Origin of the sequence: Alkaliphilus peptidifermentans DSM 18978 (genome assembly GCF_900101495.1) — a bacterium.
In the GTDB taxonomy this organism is placed as follows: domain Bacteria; phylum Bacillota; class Clostridia; order Peptostreptococcales; family Natronincolaceae; genus Alkaliphilus_C; species Alkaliphilus_C peptidifermentans.
In genome coordinates this window covers 61,386-81,618 of sequence record NZ_FMUS01000002.1, presented here as the reverse complement: position 1 = coordinate 81,618, position 20,233 = coordinate 61,386, and the positions used below count along the sequence as shown (strand labels likewise).

The window sequence follows — 20,233 nt, the reverse complement described above, 5'->3', positions numbered from 1 at the left end:
GTAGTGCTATGTCAAATGTAAAAACTGTCTCTCAAGAGGCACAGGCACAGGTTGCCAATAATGTCCCAAATAAAAAACGTGGCCCATGGAGAGAAGTTTGGAGAAGAATGAAACAGAATAAAGCTGCCATGGTTGGTCTAGTTATAATAGGAATATTGATATTTGCTGCTTTAACCGCTAATATTATAGCACCATATGGATATGATGATCAGAACCTTCCTGGAAGATTCCAAACACCAAATAGTAAACATTTATTAGGGACAGATAACTTTGGACGAGATATATTTAGTAGAATAATCTATGGTTCCAGGATATCATTAATGGTTGGTTTTATAGCTGTTGGTATTGCTGCACTATCAGGAGGAACATTGGGAGCAATCGCAGGTTTCTATGGTGGCAAGCTTGATAATGTAATTATGCGTATGATTGATATTTTACTGGCAATACCAGGAATACTATTGGCCATTTCAATTGTTGCTGCTTTAGGACCAGGCTTAAGAAATGTTATGATAGCTGTAGGGATAGGTGCAATTCCTGGATATGCACGGATTGTTAGAGCCTCAGTATTATCTCTAAGAGATCAAGAATTTATTGAGGCAGCTAAGGCGGTTGGGGCAAACGATTTTAGAATTATAACAAAGCACATAATTCCAAACTCTATGGCACCAATCATAGTTCAAGCAACCCTTGGAGTAGCCAATGCAATTTTAGCTGCAGCAGGCTTAAGCTTCATTGGATTAGGTATTCAACCACCAACACCAGAATGGGGAGCAATGCTTTCTAGTGGAAGAAACTATATTCGAGATTATCCCCATATTGCAACCTTCCCTGGTATAGCAATAATGATTACCATTTTCGGCTTAAACCTTCTAGGTGATGGATTAAGAGATGCACTTGATCCTAGACTAAAGAGCTAATTCTAGTAGGATAGGAGTGTGATAAGAATGGATAATAAAAAGAAATTAATTGAGATAAAAGATTTGACTATACACTTTATTGTTGAGGGTGAAGGAATAGTTCGTGCAGTAGAAGACATGAACCTTGAAATTGGAAAAGGTGAAACCCTTGGCCTGGTAGGTGAGACAGGAGCAGGCAAAACTACCACCGCCCTTGGTATCATGCAATTGGTACCTAATCCTCCAGGTAAAATAGTAAGTGGAGAAATCATTTTTGAGGGTGAAAACCTTCTTACTAAGTCACCAGCAGAACTTAGAAAGGTTAGAGGTAATAAGATTTCGATGATATTCCAAGATCCAATGACCTCACTAAACCCTGTAATGACCGTAGGAGATCAAATTGCTGAGGTTGTTAAACTTCATCAAAAGGTTAATGCTGCCCAAGCAATAGAAAGAGCAAAAGAAATGTTGGAGAAGGTAGGAATTCCACCGGATAGATCTAAGGAGTATCCACATCAATTCAGTGGAGGTATGAGGCAAAGGGTGGTTATTGCCATTGCTTTAGCTTGTAACCCAACACTATTAATTGCTGATGAACCTACAACAGCTCTAGATGTAACTATACAAGCACAGGTATTAACTCTTATGAAAAATTTGAAGGAAGAATTTGAGACATCTATGCTTCTTATAACCCATGACTTGGGTGTTGTTGCAGAGGTTTGTGACAAGGTTGCAATAATGTATGCAGGTAATGTAATTGAATATACCGATAAGAAAAGATTGTTTACAGAGCCAAAGCATCCATACACCTTAGGATTATTCGGGTCTATACCAGATGCAGAAGAGGACGAAGAACGTTTAAATCCTATTAAAGGACTAATGCCAGACCCAACAAATGTTCCTTCAGGATGCCCGTTCCACCCAAGATGTCCTAAGGTAATGAGTATTTGTTCAGAAAGAAAGCCAAACAATACTGAAATTGAACTAGGACATTTTGTTAAGTGCTTATTGTTTGAAGAGGGTGTAAAATAGTACTAGTGGAGGTGAGATTTATGCAGGAAAGATTATTGGAGGTTAGAAATCTTAAGAAGTACTTCAGTACAAAAAAAGGTTTATTACACGCCGTTGATGATGTAAACTTTTTTATAAATAAAGGTGAAACATTAGGTTTGGCAGGTGAGTCTGGTTGTGGGAAATCCACTACAGGTAGAGTTGTTTTACGCTTATTAGAGGCAACTGAAGGTGAGATAATCTTCGAAGGAAAAGATATAAGAGCGTTTAATAAGGATCAAATGAGAGTCATGCGTAAAGAAATGCAAATAGTTTTCCAAGATCCCTTTGCTTCATTAAATCCTAGACTGAGTGTTTCGGAAATAATAGCAGAGCCTTTAGTAGTTAATAAGGTTTATAAAGATAAAATCGAAATGAGAAAGCATGTTTCAAAACTAATGGAAACCGTTGGTTTAGCAGAAAGATTAATAAATACCTATCCCCATGAGTTAGATGGTGGTAGAAGACAAAGAATTGGTATAGCAAGAGCCTTGGCTTTAAACCCTAAGTTTATTGTTCAAGATGAGCCTGTTTCAGCACTAGACGTATCTATTCAGGCTCAGATATTGAATTTGATGGATGACTTACAAAAAGAATTCGGTCTAACCTACATGTTTATCTCTCATGACCTGAGTGTAGTTAAACATGTAAGCGACCGAATAGCAGTTATGTACCTTGGCAAAATTGTTGAGTTATCAGATTATACATCAATGTTTAAGGATCCAAAGCATCCTTATACTCAAGCGCTACTATCTGCAATACCAGTTCCAAGAATAGATGTAACCCGGGAACGTATTATTCTTGAAGGAGACGTTCCGAGTCCTATTAATCCGCCAGAAGGTTGTCGTTTCTATGGTAGATGTCGATATCGTCAAGATATATGTAAAGAACAAACTCCAGAGCTAAAAGATGTTGGAGACTTACGCTTTGTTGCTTGTCACTTTACTAATAACCTAAAGGAAACTTCAAAATAATAAATTGTTAATAAATAAGGGCGTCGGTCGCCCTTATTTTTTTATTTTGATCCTAGGCTCTGTTAAAGATAAATCTTAATATCTATAAAAGTCTTCATATACTGGGGTAGTGTCATTCTGAGGATTAGCGAAGAATCTTACAAATGACATACTCTATGATTATCCAATATTATTAACTAATATAAAATAAACAACAGAATCTTATAGAGTTTTTTATTAAGTAATAGCAATATAATTATATCATAAATGTAACAAAATTTAAATATATTAAATATTTAAAAATAAAGTATTCAAGCAATTACAGAAAAAGAAATAAATAGTGAGTTTTAATATAAATTGTTAATCCTACTTGCAAAAGTGTATATAATAAATATAAACACAGAAGGAGGATTATTATGAAGATATATACTAAAACTGGAGATAAAGGAGAAACTAGTCTTTTTGATGGAGGTAGAGTTAAGAAGGATGATATACGGGTGGAGAGCTACGGTACAATTGATGAACTGAACTCTTCGTTGGGCTTTGCAAGATGCTTTATAGAGGATGAAGAAATTACTAACATAATTTTTAAAATACAGCGTGAATTATTTGATGTGGCAGGTGAATTGGCAACCTATGAAGGAAATAAATTTCCGGAAAGGATAAAAGAAGAACATGTAAATTATTTAGAAGAAGTTATTGATAATTATTTGGCCATGATACCTAAAGTGGATCAATTTATTATTCCAGGCACCAATAAAGAATCTGCAGCATTACATGTATCAAGAACAATATGTAGAAGAGCAGAGCGACGTATTATTTCCTTAAAGAGAACAGATAATATAAGTGATATGCTATTAAAATATGTAAATAGACTTTCTGATACCATCTATACATTGGCAAGATTTTTAGAATCGGACTTAAAATATGTTGATTTTAATAAATAGGTAGTTAAAAATTCATAGTATTACGTATAATAAACCAAAAAACGAGAATAATATTCATATATTTTGTAAATTATGCTATAATGAAGTTGGATTATTTAGAAGGGGTGATACTATGAATAAGGATGTAGAAGCAATACTATTCACTGAAGAACAAATTGCAACAAAAGTTAAGGAACTTGGTAAACAGATAACAGTTGATTATGAAAATATGGAAGATATTATTATGATAGGTGTTTTGAAGGGTGCTAATGTTTTTCTAGGAGACCTAATTAGAGAGATAGCCCTTCCTGTATATGTTGATTTTATGGCAGTATCAAGCTATGGATATTCTACTCAAAGTTCGGGTGTAGTAAAAATCATGAAGGACCTTGATATAGAAATTGAGGGTAAACATGTTATTATAGTTGAAGATATTGTTGATACTGGCTTAACCCTGAAGTACTTAACTGAGAACTTAAAATCTCGAAAGATTGCAAGTTTGAAAATTTGTGCATTGCTTGATAAGCCTGAGAGAAGGAAATGTGACTTAAAGCTAGATTATATAGGCTTTGATATACCTGATAGATTCATTGTTGGCTATGGTATTGACTATGCTGAAAAATATAGAAACCTCCCATATGTAGCTATTTTAAAAGAAGAAGCTTATCAATAGAATAAATCCTTGAATAGTAATCTAATTTTTTTCCATACTATTAATAGAATCTATTCGAGGAGGTTTTACAGTGAGTACAGTTAATTTTCAAGAAGTAAAGCAACGCTTTATGCAAGCAGACATTGATGGTAAAATAGAAATCTATACAACGACACAGGGGCTATCAGTAGATCAGTTTAAGGAGTTACTAAAGCATTTTCCACTACAGCATCTTGAAAAATTAGAAAGAGCAATGGGTTAAAACACTAATTAAGTCTCTAACGATGGAGGCTTTAGACTGATGATTGATACCTATTTTCCTCACTCTATCAAAACCTAGCATCTTACGTATTATGGATACGTCGAGGCTAGGTTTCTTTATGTTTAAAAGTAGTAGTACATTAGCATATATTCAGATAAGTAGTATGTGGTATTAAGGCTAATGAGAGTTTTTTAATTATTTTAAAGCGTGAAATGCTTTTGTTCCTTGGATAATTCTTGTTAAAGTGCTTAAAATATATTTCAGGAGGTCAATGTAATAAAAGAAAGCTAAAATAAGCCTTAATGGAATACGAAGATTAAAGAATAGAGAGGAATGGTTATGAGATGAGAAGTAAGAGAATAGCAGTACAGGAGGGACTACACGATGCTGCTAAGCTACTTGAAGATTATGGCTATGCAGTAACTAGTGTAGATGATGCCAGTGATACAATTGATGCTATAGTTTATTCCTTTAAAAATACTGAATACTTAGCCCATAATATGACGGGTAGGCTTGGTTTTTCAGATAATAATAAATTCGTAAAAATGATTAATCTTGATGAAATTGGACTAGACCAACTTATTAATGCTTTAGATGAGTTAGACTAAACTAGTAAAGGATTTTTAAAATAACCGACTTTTACAAGTACGGTTGTTTTTATAGAAGGGAGCATGGGTAATGAGTAAGTTTAATCAATTGTGTATATTTTTTCTTAATCAAATTAAAGGTTATAAAAGAAATAGGGACAATAGTAGAAGGTTTAGATCATATTATATGACCTCTAAAGAGGATACTAGAAGTAATAGTGCTAAAATAATTGATTTTTCACTGATTAGAATATTTTTATTCTTTCTCTTTTTCATGGTTACATACATATACTTAAATCATTTGTCAATTGCACTTTTTATTTCAGTGTTAATGCTACTTTTATTTCATTACATATCGATAGGTATTAGAAATAAAAAGCTGGAGAGTATAAAAATACAAAAACGTAGAAATGTAGCAAGTCAAAAAGTATATCAAGAAATTCTCAACAGGACAGAAGCTGAGCTTAAAGAATTTTCACTAGAATTATATAGCAAGTTAGGATTTTCAAATGTGAGACATATATACAATAGTCATAATATTTTAGTTTGCCAAGGCTTATACAATGGAGAAAAGATGCTGCTATCTTTCTATGTATATAAAAATGATTTCTATGTAGAGATGAAGGAAATTAAAGAGATATTAAGTCGACTTCACGAAATGGACATAAAAAGAAATGTTGTAATTACAACCTCAGATTTTACAAAGGATGCATACGATTTTGTTAATCTACTAAACAAGAATTATAGAGTACTTCTATTGAATAAAGAAAGAATGCTTAAACTAATTGAAAGCTGTGATATGTTTCCTACAGATAAAGAAATTGATGAGCTTATTGAAAATAAAATTAGCAGAAGGAACGCTTTATGGAAGAAGTACAAGATAGCGCTTTTATCTAATAAAAAATCTAAGAGCTATTTTTTCTTGAGTTTATTTTTAATAATAGCTGCTTTTTATACTCCATACCCTATTTACTATATGACAGTTGCCGGCCTTTCAATGGGGCTAACGGTTATAACATTTATTTCAGCGTTAAAAATCAAAAAAGATAAAGTGGATGAGGACTACTCGTATTTTAGTGCATTGCTTAATGATTTATAAGAAATAAACAATAATTATTATGCAAAACTATTAACTTGGAACATTTGATTTATAAGATAAAAAAAAGTATAATAGGATTGTATACAATATGATGGTATCTTTATCTTATTGTTATAGAGAATACATATGAGGAGGTAAAGGGGTATGAGCAAAAAAATGTTACCAATAGCTTTATCCAACAGACATCTTCACTTAAGCAGGGAAGATATTAATAGTTTGTTTGGTGAAGGCTATGAGCTGAAAAATTTTAAAGATTTATCACAGCCAGGACAGTTTGCTGCTGTAGAAAAAGTGGATATTATAGGACCAAAAGGTACAATAAGTGGTGTTAGAGTTTTAGGACCTGCTCGGAATAGTACACAGATTGAAGTTTCATTAGGTGATAGCTTTGTTTTAGGGTTAAAGCCACCTGTAAGAGATTCAGGTAATCTTAGTGATAGCCCAGGTGTTAAAATTGTAGGACCAAATGGAGAAGTTGAATTGAAGGAAGGGGTAATTATTGCTTCAAGACATATACATATGCATACATCTGATGCAGAGGCATTTGGTGTGACTGATAAACAAACCGTTAAGGTCAGAACCTTTGGTGAAAGGGCAGTAATATTTGAAAATGTTTTAGCTAGAGTACATCCCACCTTCGCACTAGAAATGCACGTAGATGTGGACGAAGGCAATGCCGCTGGTGTCAAGAATGGTGACTTAGTTGAATTAATTATTGAATAGATGGGAGAACATCCAAATGAATATTGCAAAGTATATTGATCATACAATTTTAAAACCTGATGTGAAAAAAAAAGAAATAATACAATATTGTAAAGATGCTAAGACCTATGGATTTTTTTCTGTTTGTGTTAATGGATCGAATGTAGCTATTGTAGCAGACGAACTAAAGGGCTCCGATGTTAAGGTTACTGCAGTAGTAGGATTCCCATTAGGAGCTTCAACTATGGAAGTGAAGGCCTTTGAAACATCAAATGCCATCGATAATGGAGCTAATGAAATTGACATGGTGATTAATATTGGAGCATTAAAGAGCAAAGAGTATGATTTGGTTTATAAAGATATTGAGGCAGTTGTAAATGCCGCAAAAAGTAAAGCAATTGTTAAAGTTATCATAGAAACATCTCTATTGACTGATGAAGAAAAGGTTAAGGTTTGTGAATTAGCAAAACAAGCTGGAGCAGACTTTGTTAAAACCTCGACAGGATTTAGTACGGGTGGTGCTACTGCTGAAGATGTGAAGCTAATGAAGGAAACAGTTGGAGAAAATGTACAAGTTAAGGCATCTGGTGGTGTACGTGATTATAAGACAGCAATAACAATGATTGAAGCAGGTGCAACAAGAATAGGATGTAGTGCTTCAATAAGTATTGTTAAGGGTATTGAAGATCAACAGGGCGGATATTAAATCAACTGATAATTGATAATGATTAATGACAATAACAAAGCATTTTACGCTTTTCAATAACCCCAGGAGCCTGTAAAGGTTCCTGTTTTTAGAATTAGTCTTATAAAATAATATAAATATAAGAAGGAGGTTTGATTATTGGAAATTCTAATCAGGGGCGTCGATAATTCAGATATGGATTCAATTATTGATTTTAATACGGAATATGGAAATGGAAAAGCAGTATGGAATGGAAATAGTGATCCTGAAGTAGGTAATAAATATAACGTAGAGTATGATATTACAGATATTTTAGAGTGGAATAAAACAGTTAGCCTGAGCAAAGAGAAATCTTTTAAGATTTTTATTGAAGAAGAAATTACTCATATTATTGGAGTTTTAGAAAAGGTGTATAAGGATGGAATTTCTGACCTCAGATTTGGAAATAGCATTATACAGTTGGAGGTAGAAGGTAAGGATTTGCCAGTAGGTGAATATGTTTTAGTAAAAGCCGATAGCTTAGAAGTATATGATACAGTATATTAGGTATTAAAAAATATAGCCTATAGAAGCAATGGACATAGTTAGGACCATTGCTCCAGACTGAAGAAAAAGTAAGAGGGAAAAGATAATCAGGAGTTTTCAGCTGTATGAAAACTCCTGATTATCTTTAGCTCACCAATATTTAAACGTTAAATCTAAATAGTATCACGTCTCCATCTTTAACAATATATTCTTTTCCTTCTAATCTAACCAAGCCCTTTTCTTTAGCTGCTCCATGGCTTCCACAGGCTACAAGATCATTGAAAGCTACTATCTCTGCACGAATAAAACCTCTTTCGAAGTCAGAATGGATTTTTCCAGCTGCTTGGGGGGCCTTAAGACCATTTTTGATGGTCCATGCACGCACTTCCTTAGGGCCAGCAGTAAGGTAACTAATCAAGCCTAGTAATGAATAGGATGCCTTTATAAGTCGATCTAAACCTGATTCCTTTAAACCTAGCTCATCTAAGAACATTTGCTTTTCATCTTCATCTAATTCAGCAATTTCAGCTTCAATTTTTGCACAAATAACTACTACCTCAGCGTTTTCACCAGAAGCCAATTCCTTAAGCTTTCCAACATATTGATTATCAGCACCATAATTTTTTATATCCTCCTCTGAAACATTTCCAACATAAATAGTTGGTTTAGAAGATAATAGATTAAAGCTTCTAACAATTTTTTGTTGTTCAGGCGATAAATCAAGGGTCCGAACTGTATTACCCTCTTCAAGCGCTTCTTTTATTAGCTTTAATAGCTCAAGCTCTTCAATTAATGATTTATCTGATTTTATGAGTTTTTCTGTCTTTTGAATTCTTTTCTCGATAATCTCTAAGTCAGAAAAAACAAGCTCTAAATTAATAGTTTCAATATCTCTTAATGGGTTTACGTCACCTTCAACATGGGTAATATCAGAATCTTCAAAGCACCTGACAACGTGAAGAATAGCTTCAACTTCACGAATATGAGATAAAAACTTATTTCCAAGTCCTTCACCTTTGCTGGCTCCTCTCACGAGACCTGCTATATCGTAAAACTCTATGCTTGCAGGTATAACCTTTTCAGATTGATACATTTCATTTAATACAGCCAAACGCTGGTCTGGAACAGCAACCACTCCTATATTTGGTTCGATAGTACAAAATGGATAATTGGCAGATTCTGCTCCCGCCTCAGTAATTGCATTAAATAAAGTACTCTTGCCTACGTTTGGTAATCCAACGATGCCTAGTTTCATTAAATCCGTCCCTTTCTACATAAAAAGATTAAAATTTGCACACAAGTAAGATTATATCTTATTAAGTATCTATTGGCAATAAAGAAGCCAGCATTTTTATAGCTAGCTTTTTTCAATGTTCCTGCCATAGCTTAAGGATAAACTACTTAACTTTGAAATTAGCCAAAATAAAAATAAAATGAAAAGTGGTAGTTTTACTTTTTGGAATGTTTTTTGAAATAGTTTGGATAAATAATAGAGTAATAGAATGTCCATATGATGCCTCCTTGATAAGTAATAAATATGAATATTATATATTAAATTTATTTTCCTCCAAAGGCATGTAAATTATTAATAACAAATTGTCAATCATAGTTTTTTTATGAAAAAGTTAACTAAATAAAAAATCAAGACGGAGATAAAATAACTATAGGAGGTGATAAAATGAAAAGCAAAAAATTATTAATATTTTTATGCTTTATATTAATATTAGGTATAGCCGCAACTGGTTGTAGACGACCTGTCGAAAGACCGGCTCCAGCACCAGCAGATCCAAGGAGAGTAGAACCAAATCAAGAAATGACCGATAGAAATGCACCAATGAATATGCAACCAGGTGAAGCCATGCAAGATTTAAATATTAGGGCAGATAGAATCGTTAATGCAGTAGTCAAGCTAGAAGAAGTTAGAAGTGCTACTGTTGTTATTACCGATAATATTGCTCTAGTAGGCGTATCTTTAACTGAAGATACTCAAGGTGAGGTAAATACTGAAGTAAAGAAAAAAATAGAGGATGTAGTAAGAAGAACTGACAGAAATATAGAAAGGGTATCTGTTTCAGCAGATCCTGATATTGTCCAACGAATCGAAAACATATCTACGGAAGCAACAAGAGGACGACCACTAAGTGGATTTGGAAGAGAAATAGAAGAGTTGATTAGAAGAATGACTCCAGGTGCATAAAATTAGACAATTAAAAGTGAGTAAAGGTGGAGGGTTATATATCCACCTTTATTCATTTTATTATTATTTTCATCATATCTATTAATCAAATTGAATTGTGTTATGTGAGAAATCTGGGGGGATAGATATGATTTTGATGTTAAAAGCTATAATTTTTTCTGTGGTTATAAGTTACGGATTAATAACTATTGGTCTAGTGGAGAGATTTCTTTGGATATTAGCAGTATTATTAGGATGCATATTTTTTAAAAATGAAAACATCATAAAAAAGTCAAAAATTAATAAAGTAACTTTAGGAATTATTTTGGGATATTTTCTCACTATAGTAAGTCTTTATTTGATTCAATATAAAATATCCAGTGATTATATTGCAAAAAATTATTTGTTGAACGAAAAAACAGCAGTTATTCTTGTGTTTAAAGGAGAGCCACCAACCTATGACCTACCAACTATTTTGAAAAATGAATTTGATTACTTAAGCAAATATCAGTATTTAAATTTACCATTTCGACTATTTAAAACCAAGCTCACATATGAAAAAGTTAGCAGTATTAGTGATTCTTATTATTATACAGAGCTAAAGCATCTATTACAAAATGAATTTACGGAAGAATTTAAATTCTACTCATCATTTATAAATACAAGACCATATTTTGAAGAGGTATTAAATCAGGCTATGGTAGATGGAAATGGAAGGATTATCATATCAACTGTAATGCTTACTGACTCAAATGATTTTAAAAAAATAAATGAAGTTGTTCAAAGGGTTAATCCAATTCAACATATGAGGGTGGTAAAAAATACTAACCCTCTTTGGGATAGTGATGAATTATCACGTGGATGTGTTAACTGGTTAAATGGATATATTGAAGAGGATCAACGAAGTAACGTGGGCATATTGATTTTAGGAGAAAAATATCAGGCGGGATTAGAAGAAAAGAATTATATTAAGCAAGAGCTTCTATTTAGGGAAAAAGTAAAAGATATGCTAGTTCAAGAAGGGTATAATAGTAGGCATGTTCAACACACTTTTTTAGATAAAAGGTTAGTTAGGAATGAATTAGAAAAATTAATGAACCATGCAGTAAAGGATATCTACATTTTTCAAGGTACTTCACTATTTGAAGATATTAATTACAAAATTGAAATAGAAAAAATATTGGAGGGAATTGATAAGCCAAGAGGGGTTGAAGTCCACTATATTACTGGTTGGCAGCTACAGGATGGGGTATTTAATGAATTAAATAAAAGAATTAAATTATTAAATATGCAAAGATAGAACTGACTTGTTATATTTAAAAGAGTTGGGAATAATATAAAGAAAATAAAATGGAGAATTTAAAATAACAATTGATAATTATTTATTACTCATTTAATTTTTTAATTAAATTGATATAAAAATAAGGAGGATATTTCATGCTTAATTTAACCAGTGAACAGATTGCTGATGGATTACAGCTTCATACCGTGAATGAGGATAAGTTTAAAACAAATTTAATTAATATATATTTTAAACGACCCTTAATCCCAGAGGAGGTTACCTACAATGCTTTACTACCTATGGTGCTACAAAGGGGTACAAAGCATCATAAAACATCACAGGAGTTGGCTAAAAAATTAGATTATTTATATGGCTCTAGTTTAAATGGCGATGTGGGGAAGAAAGGAGAAAGGCAAATTATTCTATTTTCTTTAAACACAGTAGGTTTAAAATATATAGATGACAAAAATCTACTGGAGGATTGCATGAAATTAATGAATGAGATTTTATTCGATACTCTTATAGAGGGTGAAGGATTTAAGGAAGAATATGTTGCACAAGAAAAGTTGAATCTTGAAAGTAGAATAAAGGGAAGGTTAAACGATAAAAACAGATATGCATATGATAGATGTATTGAAGAGATGTGTCGTAATGAGAAGTTTCATTTATATGAATATGGAATATTGGAGGACATACCACAGATAAATGGAAAGAATCTATTAAATCATTATAGGAATATAATTGAGACTAGCCCAATAGACATAGTTGTTGTGGGTAGTTTGCAGCATCAACAAGTCAAAGAGTATATCACCAATAGTTTGAAATTTAATCAAAAAGAGATTATTAAAATAGAAGATGATAGTTTTATTAGTCATGAAAGGCCAATTCACGAGGTAGATGAAAAGATGGAAATTAACCAAGGAAAGCTCTCGTTAGGATATAGAACTAATCTATCCTATCAAGACCCACTATACCCTGCTCTAATGGTATATTCAAGCATTCTAGGAGGAGGACCTCACTCAAAGCTATTTTTAAAGGTGAGGGAGGAACGAAGCCTATGCTATTATATTTACTCGAAACTAGAGAAGTTTAAATCACTTATGATGATAAGTAGTGGTATAGAAGTAGATAAGGCTAATGAAACTAAAACAGTTGTACAACAGCAAATAGATGAAATGAAGGACGGAAAAATTACTGACCATGAGATGACAAATGGAAAGAAAGCACTAATTACTGCAATTGAAGCTCTAGGAGACAGCGCGGGAGCTATGGCGGAATATACCTATAGTCAAATTGTAGGAAATCATTTCATTAACCCTGATGAGCTAATAGAGAAAATCAACTCTGTAAGAATTGAAGATGTTGTCATGGTGGCAAAAAAAGTTCAACTGGACACTGTATACTTTTTAAAAGGCTTAGCAGAGGAAGGAGGCAATATCTAATGACCTACAGTGAAATAAAAGGAGACGTTGTAAAGGAATCTATTTTTACAAAAAAGCTTAGTAATGGATTAGAAGTGTTTTTTATGCCTAAGGAAGGTTATACAAAACAGTATGCAATATTTGCAACAAAATTTGGCTCCAATGATTTGAAATTTAAAAAGCTACATGATAAAGATATTGCAGAAGTGCCTGAAGGTATAGCTCACTTTTTAGAGCACAAATTATTTGAAGAGCCAGAGGGCAATGCCTTTGATCGTTTTGCTCCATTAGGGGCTAATGTTAATGCATATACTAATTTTAATATTACTGCCTATTATTTTACTTCAACAGATTATTTCTATGAAAATCTGAAAAATCTAATTGAGTTTGTGCAAGCTCCTTACTTTACTGATGAAAATGTAGAAAAAGAAAAGGGGATAATTACACAGGAAATTAAAATGTATCAGGATAATCCACAGTGGCGGGTATTTTTCAATTTTCTTAAGGGAATGTATCATAACCACCCAGTTAGAATTGATATTGCAGGAACAGTAGAAAGCATAAATAAAACAACAAAGGAAGATTTATATACATGCTTTAATACCTTTTACGACCCATCAAATATGATATTATTAGTTGCCGGTGATTTAATAAAAGAAGAGGTTTTTAATAAGGTTGAAGAACTTTTCCAAAAGCAGGATATAAAAGAACCCTTTTCAATAATTAGGTATTATCCAGATGAACCCATTCATGTAAATAAAGAGATTATTGAAGAAAAATTATCGGTATCTATGCCCATGTTTTATTTAGGATATAAAAAAATACCTAAAAATTCAGAGGAGAGACATATTAATCTACTGAAGGAGGAAGCTACAGTTAGAATACTACTTGATATGGTTTTTGATAAGGGGACAGATTTATATCAAAAACTATATAACGAAGGATTAATTGATCGTAGTTTTCAAGTAGATTATGTATGTGAGCCAGATTATGGACATAGTATTATTAGTGGTGATTCAAAGGACCCTAAAATGGTTAAAAAGATAATTGATGAGTGGTTAGTCATTTTGAAAAATAGAGGGTTAGATGAGGCTGATTTCGCCAGGGTACAAAGAAAGCAAATTGGAGAAAATATAAGTTATTATAATTCTATGGAGTATATTGGTAATTCATTTATCGGCTATCGCTTTAAGAATCTCAATTTTTTAGAGTATATTGACATGCTAAAGTCAGTAAGCTTTGAAGATGTTGAAGAAGAATTAAAAAATCATTTTAATGAAGAGAGACAGGTGCTTTCAATAATAAGTCCTGTTAATTGATTTTTTCTATCATTTGACATTTTTTTTATCATTCAATATAATGTTAATTATCAGCTATTAAAACAGCAGCTCAGACTGTTGGAAATTACATCAAAACACATTACATTTATTCTGGATTGATGTCTTTCTAATCAACTTGTGGTTGATGTTTACTGTAACACATACTGATGAAATGGTATCAGAAGTATTCTGAACAGTTTCATCATAGATTTTTTTTGCGAGGGGTGTAATTATTTATGAATCCAGTAGCTTTTAGGATAGTTGGAATAGAAATTGGTTGGTATGGTATTATTATAGCATTTGGTATGCTTTTAGGAGTGCTTGTGGCTTCTGCTAGAGCAAAAAAGGAAGGCTTACAGGAGGATGTAATTATAGATATAGCTCTCTTGGCGGTACCTGCTGCACTGGTTGGAGCTCGGCTATACTATGTATTGTTTAATTGGCAATACTACTCTCAGCATCCGGAAAATATTTTAAGATTTCGTCAAGGTGGTTTGGCTATACATGGAGGTGTAATTGCTGGAGTTATAGTTGGATACCTATATTGTAGATATAAGAATCTTGGTTTTTGGAGAATGGCAGATATATGTGCACCTAGTATAATACTGGGTCAAGCTATTGGTAGATGGGGAAATTATGTGAACCAAGAGGCTTATGGTGGGCCAACCGATTTGCCGTGGGCTATTGAAGTTGATGGTGTTATGGTACACCCAACCTTTTTATATGAGTCTTTATGGAATTTTGGAGTATTCTTTTTCCTGCTTCATTACACCAAGAGAAAAAAATATTCAGGGCAAATTTTCATTTTATATGTTATTCTTTATTCAATAGCACGGTTTTTTATTGAGGGTTTAAGGACAGATAGTTTAATGATTGGACCTTTGAGAACTGCACAAGTAGTAAGCTTAGCTTTAATAGCTGGTGCCTTTGTTATATCATCTCAAATAAGAAAAAAAGGTTATTAAATTTGAAAAAAATTCAATTAATGTAATAAATTGAAGAATTCATAAGAAAATACATGAATCCTTTAGATACAATGTAAAAATATGGTTATAATAGGCTTTGACAAAGCTGCTTTTTTTCTTTAGAATTTATCTTGCGGCTAAAGATAAAATATGAGGTGAGATAATGATAAAGAAAGAAATTGAAAGGCTACAGAAACAGTTAAATCAGATGATAAATGATCAGAAAAACTACAATGCTATTTATCAATTAAGCATTCAATTAGACGAGTTAATAGTAGCCTATTACAGGAATTAATTTACAAATAACTGCTTAGTAAAGAGTCGAAAAATGACATTTTATTACTTATTTAGTTACAATAGATTAATCATCATTGTAATTATAAATATTAAATTACTATCAGTATTTCAAAACTGCCTAAACAAGGGCATTTTTTTTTGTTTAAAAAAACGATTATTAAAGTTTAATTTTATTTTGTTCTAGAGCTTAAGCACTAAAAAAATAAAAAAATAAATTTCTTTTAAAGAAAAGCAGGAATTTGATGGTGAAGCTAGAAAATATAAGAAAGTGGTGTAAAGTGGTATGAAGTGGTATAAAAACCCCTAAGGTGGGATGAAAATGTTTATTGGTGAATATAATCACACAATTGATGTAAAAGGTAGAATAAGCATTCCCTCCAGGTTTAGAGATGAACTGGGGGAACACTTCATTGTCACAAAAGGATTAGATAACTGCTTATTTATATATCCGATGGAGGAATGGACAATACTGGAGAATAAGTTAAAGCAATTACCATTAACCAATAAAGATGCAAGAGCATTTGTTCGTTTTTTCTTTGCTGGTGCTTCTGAATGTGAATTGGATAATCAGGGAAGAATAAGAATCCCCAATAATATAAGAGAACATGCCAAGCTTGAAAAGGATACTGTTTTAATCGGTGTCGGGACAAGAATAGAAATATGGAGCCAAGAAGAGTGGCAGCAATACAATAGTGATTCAAATTTAAGCTACGATGAAATTGCATCAAAGATGGCAGAATTAGGAATATAACTGTGAAGGTGATTATATGAATTTTGAACATTTATCTGTACTACTTAAGGAATCAATAGAAAGCTTAGACATAAAGCCTAATGGTATTTATGTTGATGGAACCATGGGTGGTGCTGGCCATTCTATGGAAATAGTAAAAAGGCTCAATTCGGAGGGTTTACTAATTGGTATAGATCAAGACGAAAATGCACATATAGCTGCAGAAAAAAAACTAGCAGAGTATAAAGACAGAATAAAGCTAGTAAGGGATAATTTTTCAAACCTTAAAGATATTTTAAATAATCTTGGGGTGAGTAAAATAGACGGGATATTATTGGACCTTGGAGTTTCTTCTCATCAATTAGATGAAGCTGAGAGAGGATTTTCCTATATGCAGGATGCTCCATTAGATATGAGAATGGATAATAGAAATTCCTTTAATGCAGCTACAATTGTAAATACATATAGTGAAGTGGATCTAGAAGAAATCATTAGAGATTATGGAGAAGAAAAATGGGCTAAGCGCATAGCCAACTTCATTGTTAAGCATAGACAAGAAGAAAAAATAAACACAACAGGAAAATTGGTTGAGGTTATAAAAAAGGCTATTCCAGCTGGTGCAAGGCGTGATGGACCTCACCCGGCCAAAAGAACATTTCAGGCAATAAGAATAGAGGTAAATGGTGAATTGGAAATCATAGAAGAAACAATAAAAACTGCTGCAGAGAAATTGAACAGTGGTGGAAGAATTAGCATCATTACATTCCATTCCCTTGAGGATCGAATAGTAAAGAATACCTTTAAAGATTTAAATCAAGACTGTATATGTCCACCCCAGTTCCCCGTTTGCAGATGCAATGAAGAAAAAATTCTTGATATTATTACCAGAAAACCTATACTTCCCTCTGATGAAGAGTTAGAGAAGAATCCTAGGGCAAGAAGTGCTAAATTAAGGGTGGCTACGAAGGTATAGTAGGTCTAAAAGGCAGAAAGGGTGAATAAATTTGGAAGTAGTAAGAAAAGATTATCTTCCCTATTTAACTGAAGAGAAAAAACAAAACAACCAAAAGCAAAGACCTCAAAAGCAAAAGAAGAATAGCTATCGCTTTGTAAAGATTGCTACTGCCTTTAGCATTTCATGCCTTTTAATGCTTGGATTATTGTTGGTTATTAGATATGCAGCTATTACAGAGATGAAGCATGAAATATACAACCTTAGTAGACAATTAGATGAAATTGAAGACAGCAGAGAGAAACTGAAGGTGGAATTGGAAAAGGTAACTAAATCAAGATGGATAGAATCAGAAGCTGTGAATCGCTTGGGAATGATGTACCCCATTTCAGAAAACACCTACTATTTCTCTGTAAATTCCACAAAAACTGCTTTGTTAACTAATGACCTTAATAAGAATATGAATACAGAAGACACTGTAAAGGTTGATGAAAATGGCTTTATACAACGGACAATAAATAAATTTGCTGCACTTTTAAAAATATAAAGGAGGAAATAATCTTGTCTCAGCCTTCGATATCCAGCAAAAAAAGACTTATGTTCATGTTCGCTCTTACTTCTTTAGCCATTCTTGGGTTGATAATCCGTTTAGGATGGATTCAGATTGTAAATGGTGAAAAATACAAAGAATTAGCAAAATCACAGCAGACAAGAGATATACCAATACCCGCTAAAAGGGGAGTTATATACGATAGGAATGGTAAAGAATTAGCCATCAGTGCCAGTACAAATACTGTTTGGATACGTCCTCGTGAAATTTCAGATGCGGATGCAGAACATACAGCTGAAAAGCTAGCAAAAATACTAGGGCTAAATGCTTCTGAGGTAGAAGAAAAAATAAAAGATAAAAGGTATAGTACGGTTAGGATTGTTTACTGGATAGATGATAATATAGCTGAAGAAATTAGAAATGAAAAGTTGAAGGGTGTTTATATTGCCGAAGATAATAAGCGACATTATCCCTATGGAAATTTTGCTTCATATATTCTTGGGCACACTAATGTAGATAATAGGGGCATTGCGGGTATTGAAATGGAATACGACAAATATTTAAGCGGTATCCCTGGAAGATGGATAAAAAGTACAGATGGAGCTGGACGACAGCTTGCATTTAGTGTTGAAAGATACTATCCTCCAGAGGAAGGATTAAATGTTGTATTGACAATAGATGAAGTTATTCAACATTTTGCAGAAAAAGCAATTCAAAATGCATTAGAAATTAATCAGGCCACAAGAGTAACTACTATAGTAATGGATGTTAAGACTGGTGAAATATTGGCTATGGCAGCAAAGCCAGATTATGATCCTAATACTCCAAGGGTACCCCTTGACGAAGCAGTAAAGCTACAGCTTGAGGGTTTGTCTCAAAACGAGCAGTTAGAAACATGGTATAGTATGTGGAGAAATCCAATGATTAATGATACATACGAGCCTGGTTCCACCTTTAAGTTAGTAACAACTGCTGCAGTACTTGAAGAAGGAGTAGCAACACCTAATAGTCACTTTTATTCCTCCGGTACAATTAATGTCGCAGGTAGAACCCTAAAATGTTGGAGATATTATAATCCTCATGGCGATCAAACATTGACAGAGGCAGTACAAAATTCATGTAACACAGTATTTGTTCAGTTGGGGGAAAAGCTAGGCACCAATTCCTTCTATTCATATATTGATGCCTTTGGATTTACTGATACAACAAGTGTAGACCTGCCCGGGGAAAGAAAATCTATTATGTATCAATTACCACAGGTTGGCCCGGTAGAATTGGCAACTATGTCATTCGGCCAAAGTATATCAGTAACACCCATTCAATTGATAACGGCAATTTCAGCAATTGCCAATGATGGTATGCTTATGAAACCAAGAATAGTTAAGGAGCTTGTAGATCAAGAGGGACGCGTCGTACATCGATTTGAAGAAACCATGGTAAGACAGGTTATTTCAGAAAAAACCTCTAGAGAAATGAGAGAAATAATGGAATCGGTAGTAGTTGAAGGGTCAGGAAAGGCTGCATATATTCCTGGATACTCTGTAGGTGGGAAAACAGGAACAGCACAGAAGGTTATAGATGGTAGATATGCACCAGGCTATTATGTAGCTTCCTTCGTTGGTGTTGCACCTATCGATGATCCAAGATTAGCAATATTGGTTATTGTTGACGAACCAAAAGGATTAAGTCATTTTGGTAGTATAACGGCTGCTCCAATTGCAAGAGAAATATTAGAAGAAAGTCTTCGCTATTTAGAAATAAGACCCAAATATACGGAAGAAGAAGCAGAGCGTCTAATTAAAGCAGATGTTATAGTTCCAGAAATTAGACAGCTATCTGTAAAGGATGCAAAAAAGGTACTAACAGAAAGTAAGCTGCTATACAATATTGAAACGGAGCATCAGGTTGAAGACTCAGCTGTAATAGTAGATATGTTTCCTAAACCCGGAGCCAAAGTGCAAGAAAATTCAACGATTTTATTATATACTAAAGATAGTGCCAATGATGCAGTAGTATTAATGCCAAACCTGACTGGTAAAACCATCGGCGAGGTAAATAGAATTGCTAATGCATTGGGTTTGAGATTGAAAATAAGTGGGAGTGGGGTTGTTGCTAGTCAATATCCTGAAGCCAATGAGGAAATACCTCAGGGAACAATAATAAGTGTTGATTTTAAGCCCAATTAGAATTTTATGCTGGAAAAT

Annotated in this window: 22 protein-coding genes; 21 read left to right on the top strand and 1 reads right to left on the bottom strand. The window is 33.2% G+C overall.

What is annotated here, in order from left to right:
* Positions 1 to 8: 8 nt before the first annotated feature.
* The 11 genes from BLP68_RS02025 (at position 9) to BLP68_RS01975 (ending at position 8,358) form a co-directional block, all read left to right on the top strand.
* Positions 9 to 917 (top strand): ABC transporter permease, encoded by a 909-nt coding sequence (locus BLP68_RS02025; RefSeq protein WP_091539423.1) that lies wholly within the window; start codon positions 9 to 11, stop codon positions 915 to 917.
* Positions 918 to 944: 27 nt separating this feature from the next.
* On the top strand, positions 945 to 1,928 hold the full coding sequence (locus tag BLP68_RS02020; RefSeq protein ID WP_091539422.1) for an ABC transporter ATP-binding protein: 984 nt from the start codon (positions 945 to 947) through the stop codon (positions 1,926 to 1,928).
* Positions 1,929 to 1,948: 20 nt separating this feature from the next.
* Positions 1,949 to 2,920 carry an ABC transporter ATP-binding protein gene (locus tag BLP68_RS02015; RefSeq protein WP_091539420.1) on the top strand — a complete coding sequence of 324 codons (972 nt, stop codon included), beginning with the start codon at positions 1,949 to 1,951 and terminating at the stop codon, positions 2,918 to 2,920.
* A 395-nt stretch (positions 2,921 to 3,315) separates the two neighbouring features.
* The gene (locus BLP68_RS02010; protein WP_091539419.1) at positions 3,316 to 3,846 is read left to right on the top strand and encodes a cob(I)yrinic acid a,c-diamide adenosyltransferase; all 531 of its coding nucleotides are present in this window, start codon (positions 3,316 to 3,318) and stop codon (positions 3,844 to 3,846) included.
* Between the two features lie 112 nt (positions 3,847 to 3,958).
* Positions 3,959 to 4,498: a hypoxanthine phosphoribosyltransferase gene (gene hpt, locus BLP68_RS02005; protein WP_091539417.1), complete on the top strand. Its 540-nt coding sequence runs from the start codon at positions 3,959 to 3,961 to the stop codon at positions 4,496 to 4,498.
* Between the two features lie 70 nt (positions 4,499 to 4,568).
* Positions 4,569 to 4,739 carry a hypothetical protein gene (locus BLP68_RS21585; RefSeq protein ID WP_176758827.1) on the top strand — a complete coding sequence of 57 codons (171 nt, stop codon included), beginning with the start codon at positions 4,569 to 4,571 and terminating at the stop codon, positions 4,737 to 4,739.
* 344 nt (positions 4,740 to 5,083) lie between these two features.
* Entirely contained in the window at positions 5,084 to 5,347 is a 264-nt protein-coding gene (locus BLP68_RS01995) for a YkuS family protein (RefSeq protein WP_091539415.1), read from the top strand.
* A gap of 70 nt (positions 5,348 to 5,417) precedes the next feature.
* Positions 5,418 to 6,425 carry a restriction endonuclease gene (locus BLP68_RS01990; RefSeq protein ID WP_091539412.1) on the top strand — a complete coding sequence of 336 codons (1,008 nt, stop codon included), beginning with the start codon at positions 5,418 to 5,420 and terminating at the stop codon, positions 6,423 to 6,425.
* 144 nt (positions 6,426 to 6,569) lie between these two features.
* Positions 6,570 to 7,148 (top strand): phosphate propanoyltransferase, encoded by a 579-nt coding sequence (gene pduL / locus BLP68_RS01985; RefSeq protein WP_091539410.1) that lies wholly within the window; start codon positions 6,570 to 6,572, stop codon positions 7,146 to 7,148.
* Between the two features lie 16 nt (positions 7,149 to 7,164).
* Complete coding sequence (gene deoC / locus BLP68_RS01980) at positions 7,165 to 7,833, top strand: deoxyribose-phosphate aldolase (RefSeq protein WP_091539408.1); 669 nt, start codon at positions 7,165 to 7,167, stop codon at positions 7,831 to 7,833.
* 138 nt (positions 7,834 to 7,971) lie between these two features.
* A complete protein-coding gene (locus tag BLP68_RS01975; RefSeq protein WP_091539405.1) occupies positions 7,972 to 8,358 on the top strand; it encodes a hypothetical protein in 387 nt (128 codons plus the stop codon).
* Between the two features lie 139 nt (positions 8,359 to 8,497).
* On the opposite strand, the gene ychF is transcribed toward BLP68_RS01975, so the two are convergent.
* Entirely contained in the window at positions 8,498 to 9,592 is a 1,095-nt protein-coding gene (ychF, locus tag BLP68_RS01970) for a redox-regulated ATPase YchF (RefSeq protein WP_091539402.1), read from the bottom strand.
* 423 nt (positions 9,593 to 10,015) lie between these two features.
* Here ychF and BLP68_RS01965 point away from each other — a divergent pair, with 423 nt between their 5' ends.
* From BLP68_RS01965 to BLP68_RS01920, 10 genes are all read left to right on the top strand, one after another.
* Positions 10,016 to 10,534: a YhcN/YlaJ family sporulation lipoprotein gene (locus BLP68_RS01965; RefSeq protein WP_091539400.1), complete on the top strand. Its 519-nt coding sequence runs from the start codon at positions 10,016 to 10,018 to the stop codon at positions 10,532 to 10,534.
* Positions 10,535 to 10,661: 127 nt separating this feature from the next.
* The gene (locus BLP68_RS01960) at positions 10,662 to 11,813 is read left to right on the top strand and encodes a hypothetical protein (protein ID WP_091539397.1); all 1,152 of its coding nucleotides are present in this window, start codon (positions 10,662 to 10,664) and stop codon (positions 11,811 to 11,813) included.
* Positions 11,814 to 11,950: 137 nt separating this feature from the next.
* Positions 11,951 to 13,237 carry an EF-P 5-aminopentanol modification-associated protein YfmF gene (gene yfmF, locus BLP68_RS01955; RefSeq protein ID WP_091539394.1) on the top strand — a complete coding sequence of 429 codons (1,287 nt, stop codon included), beginning with the start codon at positions 11,951 to 11,953 and terminating at the stop codon, positions 13,235 to 13,237.
* Positions 13,237 to 14,535 carry an EF-P 5-aminopentanol modification-associated protein YfmH gene (gene yfmH, locus BLP68_RS01950; protein WP_091539392.1) on the top strand — a complete coding sequence of 433 codons (1,299 nt, stop codon included), beginning with the start codon at positions 13,237 to 13,239 and terminating at the stop codon, positions 14,533 to 14,535. The genes yfmF and yfmH overlap by 1 nt, the downstream gene beginning before the upstream one ends.
* Positions 14,536 to 14,771: 236 nt before the next feature.
* Entirely contained in the window at positions 14,772 to 15,500 is a 729-nt protein-coding gene (gene lgt / locus BLP68_RS01945; RefSeq protein WP_091539390.1) for a prolipoprotein diacylglyceryl transferase, read from the top strand.
* A 163-nt stretch (positions 15,501 to 15,663) separates the two neighbouring features.
* Positions 15,664 to 15,795 (top strand): aspartyl-phosphate phosphatase Spo0E family protein, encoded by a 132-nt coding sequence (locus BLP68_RS01940; RefSeq protein ID WP_091539388.1) that lies wholly within the window; start codon positions 15,664 to 15,666, stop codon positions 15,793 to 15,795.
* A 321-nt stretch (positions 15,796 to 16,116) separates the two neighbouring features.
* Positions 16,117 to 16,548, top strand: a complete 432-nt coding sequence (gene mraZ / locus BLP68_RS01935) for a division/cell wall cluster transcriptional repressor MraZ (protein WP_091539385.1) — start codon at positions 16,117 to 16,119, stop codon at positions 16,546 to 16,548.
* A gap of 16 nt (positions 16,549 to 16,564) precedes the next feature.
* Entirely contained in the window at positions 16,565 to 17,500 is a 936-nt protein-coding gene (gene rsmH / locus BLP68_RS01930) for a 16S rRNA (cytosine(1402)-N(4))-methyltransferase RsmH (RefSeq protein WP_091539382.1), read from the top strand.
* Between the two features lie 31 nt (positions 17,501 to 17,531).
* A complete protein-coding gene (locus tag BLP68_RS01925) occupies positions 17,532 to 18,026 on the top strand; it encodes a hypothetical protein (RefSeq protein ID WP_091539379.1) in 495 nt (164 codons plus the stop codon).
* A gap of 14 nt (positions 18,027 to 18,040) precedes the next feature.
* Complete coding sequence (locus tag BLP68_RS01920; protein WP_091539377.1) at positions 18,041 to 20,215, top strand: stage V sporulation protein D; 2,175 nt, start codon at positions 18,041 to 18,043, stop codon at positions 20,213 to 20,215.
* The last annotated feature ends 18 nt before the right edge of the window (positions 20,216 to 20,233 follow it).

Bases quoted from the DNA above. Each gene is read 5' to 3' on its own strand.
- BLP68_RS02025 (WP_091539423.1), top strand. From the start codon at position 9: ATGTCAAATGTAAAAACTGTCTCTCAAGAGGCACAGGCACAGGTTGCC.
- BLP68_RS02020 (WP_091539422.1), top strand. From the start codon at position 945: ATGGATAATAAAAAGAAATTAATTGAGATAAAAGATTTGACTATACAC.
- BLP68_RS02015 (WP_091539420.1), top strand. From the start codon at position 1,949: ATGCAGGAAAGATTATTGGAGGTTAGAAATCTTAAGAAGTACTTCAGT.
- BLP68_RS02010 (WP_091539419.1), top strand. From the start codon at position 3,316: ATGAAGATATATACTAAAACTGGAGATAAAGGAGAAACTAGTCTTTTT.
- hpt (WP_091539417.1), top strand. From the start codon at position 3,959: ATGAATAAGGATGTAGAAGCAATACTATTCACTGAAGAACAAATTGCA.
- BLP68_RS01995 (WP_091539415.1), top strand. From the start codon at position 5,084: ATGAGAAGTAAGAGAATAGCAGTACAGGAGGGACTACACGATGCTGCT.
- BLP68_RS01990 (WP_091539412.1), top strand. From the start codon at position 5,418: ATGAGTAAGTTTAATCAATTGTGTATATTTTTTCTTAATCAAATTAAA.
- pduL (WP_091539410.1), top strand. From the start codon at position 6,570: ATGAGCAAAAAAATGTTACCAATAGCTTTATCCAACAGACATCTTCAC.
- deoC (WP_091539408.1), top strand. From the start codon at position 7,165: ATGAATATTGCAAAGTATATTGATCATACAATTTTAAAACCTGATGTG.
- ychF (WP_091539402.1), bottom strand. From the start codon at position 9,592: ATGAAACTAGGCATCGTTGGATTACCAAACGTAGGCAAGAGTACTTTA.
- BLP68_RS01965 (WP_091539400.1), top strand. From the start codon at position 10,016: ATGAAAAGCAAAAAATTATTAATATTTTTATGCTTTATATTAATATTA.
- BLP68_RS01960 (WP_091539397.1), top strand. From the start codon at position 10,662: ATGATTTTGATGTTAAAAGCTATAATTTTTTCTGTGGTTATAAGTTAC.
- yfmF (WP_091539394.1), top strand. From the start codon at position 11,951: ATGCTTAATTTAACCAGTGAACAGATTGCTGATGGATTACAGCTTCAT.
- yfmH (WP_091539392.1), top strand. From the start codon at position 13,237: ATGACCTACAGTGAAATAAAAGGAGACGTTGTAAAGGAATCTATTTTT.
- lgt (WP_091539390.1), top strand. From the start codon at position 14,772: ATGAATCCAGTAGCTTTTAGGATAGTTGGAATAGAAATTGGTTGGTAT.
- BLP68_RS01940 (WP_091539388.1), top strand. From the start codon at position 15,664: ATGATAAAGAAAGAAATTGAAAGGCTACAGAAACAGTTAAATCAGATG.
- mraZ (WP_091539385.1), top strand. From the start codon at position 16,117: ATGTTTATTGGTGAATATAATCACACAATTGATGTAAAAGGTAGAATA.
- rsmH (WP_091539382.1), top strand. From the start codon at position 16,565: ATGAATTTTGAACATTTATCTGTACTACTTAAGGAATCAATAGAAAGC.